Genomic DNA, 4,486 nt, shown 5'->3' with positions numbered 1-4,486 from the left:
GCATTTTCATATCGGGGTTGCGGCTGAGATGCCATGATGGTTTCCTGCTATTCTTCTTTTACTTTAATGACCTGCGAAGACACGGCCGTTAAATCCTGTGCCGTCACTTTCGCTTTAATCGTATAAGTACCTGCGGCCGTAAACGTTTTTTCAATCGCGTATGTTCCGTCTCCTTTAGATTTGGCTGCTAGCTCTTCATAATTTCTCTCGCCTTTTTTTGCGATTTCAAATATCGCCTCACTGGCGTCCACCACTTTATCCGATCCTTGCGTCACCACGGCTTCAATGAGCGCCCTTTGACCAACATGCACCGTCTCTGGCGTTACAGCCAGCTCGATCTGCAGCGGCAACGTATAGGTCGGCTGGCCGCCCCCGGCTGTACATGCACCGGCAAACAAAAGCAAAAAAATGAAAACAAAGAACCGCCTTCTTTTTCTATTCTTCACTTGCTTTCCCCTCCGACTCCTCTAACTTTCTTTTCTATCTTTCGATGGTACTTTCCCCTGCATATTCCGTCATCGGTATATTCTACTATTCCATTAAAATGCGCACAATCCTTCTTTAAAAAGCGGGATTTTACATTTTAAGGAAGTTTTCTTTTGTTTTTGATGTTCGTCCTTTGGGAAAAATAAGGAAGAGGTTTTTTGTTATTCATTCATCCGCGGGGAGGGAAACAAACAATGAATATTGTCTTTTTTCTGGCAAGTCTGCTGTTGGTGTTCATCCTTGGATATCTTGTTAGTTATAACCGCAAAGAAATCCGGGTAAGACCGATTGCCGCCATGTTGTTGAGTCAAATTCTGCTGGCTTTTTTATTAATCAACACGCGAACAGGTGTCGTCTTAATCGGCTACATCTCCAAAATGTTCGCCAGGCTTATGGAAATCGGCATCGGCGGCGTGGATTTTGTATTCGGCGGACTTGAGAATACAGGCGTATCCAACTTTTTTCTGGATGTACTATTGCCGATTATCTTCATTTCGGTGCTCATCGGCATCTTAAACCATTTGAAAATTCTGCCGCTCATTATTCGCTACGTCGGTCTTGCTCTCAACAAGCTCAACGGCATGGGACGACTGGAAAACTATATCGCCGTATCTTCTGCTATACTGGGGCAGTCTGAAGTGTTTCTGACAGCCAAGAGACAGTTGAACTTTGTCTCCAAACAGCGCCTTTACACGCTATGCACATCTGCCATGAGTGCGGTTAGCATCGCGATTGTCGGCTCCTACATGACCATGCTGGCTCCTAGGTATGTGGTGGTGGCCATCGTACTTAACATTTTCTCGGCACTCATCGTCGCCAACTTAATTAATCCGTATAAGTTGGATGAAGAAGACGATTTACAGGTGATTGATGCGGGGGAAGATCAAGAACAACGACTGACATTTTTCCAAATGATTAGCGAAAGCATTATGGATGGGTTGAAAATCGCCATTATCGTCGCCGCTATGCTCATTGGATTCATTGCATTAATGAATTTAATCAATTATCTGTTTACCCTTGTATTCCAAGTTTCGTTTCAGACGGTACTTGGTTACATCTTCGCCCCGGTTGCCTTTGTTTTGGGTATACCGGCGAATGAAATCGTTCGGGCCGGCAGCATCATGGCGACCAAGCTGGTAACCAACGAATTCGTTGCGATGCTTAATTTCAAAGACATCGCAGGTCAGCTGTCAGAGCGGACGGCGGGCATTGTATCCGTCTTTTTGGTTAGCTTTGCAAACTTCAGCTCGGTGGGCATCATTACCGGAGCAGTGCGCGCGTTAAACGAAAAACAGGGTGACGAAGTAGCCAGGTTCGGTTTGAAGCTGCTGTACGGATCTACTCTAGCGTCCGTTCTCTCAGCTGCGATTGTCGGATTGTTTTTATGATATCAACCCCGGCATTCTCGATATAATGAAACGACCGTTCGTTCATGCATTAAAATTTTAATGCTCCAACGCCCAGCTCTTTTCCGGCTGCCGCAAAAGCGGCCAGCGCCCTGTCTATCTGGGTACGGGTATGGACAGCTGTCAGCGTTACACGGATTCGGCTTGATCCCTCCGGTACGGTCGGCGGGCGGATCGCGGGTGCAAACACGCCTCTTTCCTCCAGATGGCGGGAGAAGGCTACCGCCCGCTCCGCCGCTCCGATAACCACAGCGAGAATGGGTGTACTTCCTTCAACTAGCGTAAAGCCCATTTCCTTCAATCCGGCCCGCATGTACGCCGCATTGTCGAGCAGCCTCTGCCTTCGCTCAGGCTCTGTCCGAATCATCTCGATTGCTTCAAGCGCAGCACCAATAACGCCGGGAGATAACGAGGTTTGGAAAATAAACGTGCGCGCATAATTACGCAAGTACTCTACAACCGGTTCGGATGCCGCCACATATCCGCCTTCCGCGCCAATGGATTTGCTGAGCGTTCCCATCGCCAGGTGTACGCGCCCGCTCAGACCAAAGTATTCGGCCGTGCCCGCCCCCGTCTTTCCGAGTACTCCGGCCGCATGGGCATCGTCAACCATAACCCAGGCGCCGTATGTCTCCGCCAACTCTACAATCTGCGGCAGCGGCGCAATGTTGCCGTCCATGCTGAATACGCCGTCGGTCACGATCAGCTTTTTGCCTGTAGCCGGGGCAGAACGAAGCTTTTCCTCAAGATCCCGCATATCCGTATGCCGATAAACGATCGTCTGCGCTTTGCTCATGCGGCATCCGTCGATGATGCTCGCATGGTTGAGGGCGTCGCTGAAGATTGTATCCCCCGGTCCCATCAGCGTGGAAATTGTACCGAGATTAGCCAGAAATCCACTGCTGAACACAATGGCGCTCGCCTTCTGCTTCCAGGCGGCAATTGTGCTCTCCAGCCGCTCATGCAGTGACAGGTTGCCGGTCGTTAGCCTAGATCCCCCGCTTCCGGTTCCATAGGCCTCAATGGCGCGAATCGCTGCCCGCTTCACCCGTTCATCCTGCGCCAATCCCAAATAATTATTGGATGAAAACACTTGGATTTCTTCATTCTCATGGGCGGTACGAAGACGGCGATACAGTCCTTTTTCCTTCGTAGCCATAAGCCTCGCAGACAGTGAAGCTTCAAATAGATCCACGCTTTTCCCTCCTTCTTATCCAATCCATACAGGAGTCCGCTCCAGATGCACAATATATTCGGAGATGAACGTGCCCGGCTCGACGAAAAATACACGGCCGCCGGAAAAGTCTCCCTGCTCCTTCAACCGGGTAATCCGGCAATATCCGCTGCGCCTGCTTCCGACATAGCCGGTCACATATTCCGGATCGTCAGACCAGCATAATTCCGCCACTGTTCCCGGTGCATAAGCCACTTTGGTAGCCAACGCGATCGCCTCTGCAATGCGGGGCGATCCAAACAGGGGGTGCTGATTTTGCCAGTACAAATAGCGCTCGCGATCCCAGTCCATACGCGATACCCGTATGCCTCTTTCCCCCCGCGTATCCAGCCGCTCGCCGCTTCGACTATCGAGCAGCACCGCTCCCCGCAGATTATTTACAGATCCAAGCAGACAAAGCGCATTCCGGATGGCCTGCTCGGAGACGGACAATTCCCTAAGCAACACTGCCGCCTGCCGTCTGCCTTCCTCCGCGTCTGCCACTTCGTATGTAGAGACAGGAAGCGGCGACAGCACCCGGCAGCTCGCCGGCTCAACTTTTTCGATAGTAAGGTTAATAAAGTCGGCGTCTCCCCGGCTGTGCTGCAGCGCTTTGCGCAGCAATCCGCTGACAAGCGCTTCAATTTCATCCCGGAAGCCCAATCTCTCCCCACCTGAAATATGCAGTCCGCCTTCCTCATGGGCGCCTCCCTGCGCCGCACGCATCCGCAGGCTATAAAGAGGCTCTTTTGACATAAGCAACCGCCCCTCCCTTCGCTCTGCGCATCACTTTTACAAGCGGCCATACGGTTATGGCTGTAAAAACCATGCCCGGCAGCGCCGCCAGCAGCAGCGGAACAGTCGATACTCCCAATGTAAGCGATAGCACCCAGCGCGCAGCAGCTGATCCTACAGGCCCTGCCAGCGCCAGCACAGGAATTGAGGTGCCAAACAGCGCGACAATACCGCCCGCTACCAGGCGGAACACCATGGAAATTTCTACATTCAGCAGATTATGTACACCTAACAGCAGCATGACCGCGCTCGCCAGCACGCCCGCGATTATATAGCGGCGAAAACCGAATACAGCCGCAATCGCCACCGCAATCGGAGCGGAAAGCTGAAACTCGGCGCCCGGAATGCCGAGCGGGATTTTAAATGCGCCGGTAACGGCAATCAGGCTGGCCAACAAAGCAATGATCGTCATTTCTTCCGTTTTTTTCTTCATTCGCTCCCTCCCATTTGTTAACTAAATTATTTTTTAAGTTAACATTTATTATGTATTTAAGCATGAAACACAGCGACGGGTCAATAAGAAAAACTTACGGGCGTTCTTCCTCGATTACAAAAGGTGCGAAGGAAAAGAGAGGAAAGAATGAGG

5 protein-coding genes are annotated in these 4,486 nt (G+C 51.1%); 1 reads left to right on the top strand and 4 read right to left on the bottom strand.

Annotated features, from left to right (window positions below):
• Window positions 1-47: 47 nt before the first annotated feature.
• Window positions 48-446, bottom strand: coding sequence for a FixH family protein (locus tag ADA01nite_RS10815; RefSeq protein WP_146809981.1), 399 nt, complete (start codon window positions 444-446; stop codon window positions 48-50).
• A gap of 234 nt (window positions 447-680) precedes the next feature.
• On the opposite strand from ADA01nite_RS10815, the gene ADA01nite_RS10810 reads away from it, so the two are divergent.
• Entirely contained in the window at window positions 681-1,874 is a 1,194-nt protein-coding gene (locus ADA01nite_RS10810) for a NupC/NupG family nucleoside CNT transporter (RefSeq protein WP_146809980.1), read from the top strand.
• 49 nt (window positions 1,875-1,923) lie between these two features.
• On the opposite strand, the gene bioF is transcribed toward ADA01nite_RS10810, so the two are convergent.
• From bioF to ADA01nite_RS10795, 3 genes are read right to left on the bottom strand one after another with little or no spacing between them, the layout of a single operon-like run.
• Complete coding sequence (gene bioF / locus ADA01nite_RS10805) at window positions 1,924-3,051, bottom strand: 8-amino-7-oxononanoate synthase (RefSeq protein WP_146809982.1); 1,128 nt, start codon at window positions 3,049-3,051, stop codon at window positions 1,924-1,926.
• A 51-nt stretch (window positions 3,052-3,102) separates the two neighbouring features.
• A complete protein-coding gene (gene bioW / locus ADA01nite_RS10800) occupies window positions 3,103-3,861 on the bottom strand; it encodes a 6-carboxyhexanoate--CoA ligase (RefSeq protein WP_146809979.1) in 759 nt (252 codons plus the stop codon).
• Window positions 3,839-4,333, bottom strand: a complete 495-nt coding sequence (locus tag ADA01nite_RS10795) for a hypothetical protein (RefSeq protein ID WP_146809978.1) — start codon at window positions 4,331-4,333, stop codon at window positions 3,839-3,841. The genes bioW and ADA01nite_RS10795 overlap by 23 nt, the downstream gene beginning before the upstream one ends.
• Window positions 4,334-4,486: the final 153 nt, after the last annotated feature.

This window comes from Aneurinibacillus danicus, from assembly GCF_007991215.1.
Lineage (GTDB): Bacteria > Bacillota > Bacilli > Aneurinibacillales > Aneurinibacillaceae > Aneurinibacillus > Aneurinibacillus danicus.
This window is presented reverse-complemented; position numbering and strand designations above follow the sequence as displayed.

What these genes read in the sequence shown, in the direction of transcription:
- ADA01nite_RS10795 (WP_146809978.1), bottom strand. Translation starts at nt 4,333, where the DNA reads ATGAAGAAAAAAACGGAAGAAATGACGATCATTGCTTTGTTGGCCAGC.
- bioW (WP_146809979.1), bottom strand. Translation starts at nt 3,861, where the DNA reads ATGTCAAAAGAGCCTCTTTATAGCCTGCGGATGCGTGCGGCGCAGGGA.
- bioF (WP_146809982.1), bottom strand. Translation starts at nt 3,051, where the DNA reads ATGGCTACGAAGGAAAAAGGACTGTATCGCCGTCTTCGTACCGCCCAT.
- ADA01nite_RS10810 (WP_146809980.1), top strand. Translation starts at nt 681, where the DNA reads ATGAATATTGTCTTTTTTCTGGCAAGTCTGCTGTTGGTGTTCATCCTT.